The sequence below is a fragment of the Bradyrhizobium sp. Leo170 genome, assembly GCF_004296405.1.
Lineage (GTDB): Bacteria > Pseudomonadota > Alphaproteobacteria > Rhizobiales > Xanthobacteraceae > Bradyrhizobium.
In genome coordinates, this window is sequence record NZ_PSRR01000823.1 from 1 (window position 1) to 700 (window position 700).

Below are 700 nucleotides of genomic sequence, written 5' to 3' on the forward strand. Positions count from 1 at the left end.
AGGCTCACGGCGATATGATTATCGTGCGCTACGCCGATGATCTGGTGGCCGGCTTCGAGCATGAGGACGACGCTCGCCGTTTCCTTGATGCGATGCGTGAACGGTTTGAGGCATTCGCGCTGACGCTCCATTCGGACAAGACCCGCCTGATTGAGTTCGGTCGCTATGCGGCGGCCAATCGCAAGGCACGCGGGCTCGGCAAACCGGAGACGTTCATGTTTCTGGGCTTCACCCACATCTACGGTAAGTCACGTCGGGGGAGCTTCCTGCTCCAAAGGAAGACCCGTCGCGACCGTCTGCGGACGAAGCCTCAGGACATCAAGGGAGAGCTGCGGCGTCGAATGCACCAACCGATCCCCGTCCAGGGTAAATGGCTGAGACAGGTCATCACCGGCCACTTCGCCTACTATGCGGTTCCTGCAAACGGACGAGCGCTTTCAGCCTTCCGCTATTATGTGACCGACCTCTGGCGACGAACGCTTCGGCGGCGTAGCCAACGAGACGGCTTCACTTGGGATCGTATGACGAAGTTGGCAGATGATTGGTTTCCTCAACCCCGTATCCTGCATCCCTGGCCCCAACAGCGCTTCGCCGTCACACACCCAAGGTAGGAGCCGGATGCCTTAATTGGGCCCGTCCGGATCTGTGCGGGGGGCGCTCAGCAATGAGCGTCCCTACCGCGAACAATTGATTGAGGGTT

The 700-nt window shown here is 59.7% G+C and carries 1 protein-coding gene; it reads left to right on the forward strand.

Annotated features, from left to right (window positions below; genetic code table 11):
- Positions 1-611: reverse transcriptase domain-containing protein (locus CWO89_RS44920; RefSeq protein ID WP_245476886.1), on the forward strand; the 611-nt coding region annotated here is incomplete at its 5' end.
- Positions 612-700 lie beyond the last annotated feature (89 nt).